The organism is Oleiphilus sp. HI0043, assembly GCF_001634935.1.
Genome location: NZ_LWEY01000415.1, coordinates 1 through 657 on the forward strand (window position 1 = coordinate 1; position 657 = coordinate 657).

The following is a 657-nucleotide window of genomic DNA, read 5'->3' on the forward strand; positions in this document are numbered from 1 at the left end:
CTTGTTGCTCAGACAGTACGCGAGTGGTGCCAGCATTTTCTGTGTTGACTTCAGCGTGATCCTTAATGCCAACAATTTTCTCACTCATATCTTCAGCCACAGCACTTTGTTCTTCAGCGGCTGTCGCGATTTGGGTACTCATATTATTGATTTGATTGACCATATTGGTGACATTTTCCAATGAGTGGTTGGCGGTATTGGCTTGCTCTACAGTTTCATGGACCTTAGAGAGGCTTTCTTCCATCACACCCACCGCATTTTCAGCGTTTTCTTGAAGCTTATTAACGATGATGTCAATTTCTTCGGTTGATTCTTGGGTTTTACCTGCCAATGTTCTGACTTCATCTGCGACGACCGCAAAACCCCGGCCTTGTTCACCTGCTCTCGCGGCTTCAATGGCAGCATTAAGTGCTAGAAGGTTGGTTTGTTCAGCAATACCACGAATTACTTCCATAACTTTACTGACGTCTACGCAATCCTGTCTTAGTTCATCTAGTACGGTTTTTGTATTACTGGTTGTCTGCTCTAATGACTCGACGACATTGACGGCGGTATTAACAGTTTCTTTACTAGAGATTGTCTCGTCATAGGCTTCATTGGCGCTTTCAGAGGTGCTGACGATATTTTCGGCGACTTCTGAAATAGAAGCAGCCATTT

The 657-nt window shown here is 44.3% G+C and carries 1 protein-coding gene; it reads right to left on the reverse strand.

Annotated elements, in window-relative coordinates:
* A partial coding sequence (locus tag A3729_RS05395) for a methyl-accepting chemotaxis protein (RefSeq protein ID WP_231877346.1) occupies positions 1–657 on the reverse strand: 657 nt, incomplete at both ends.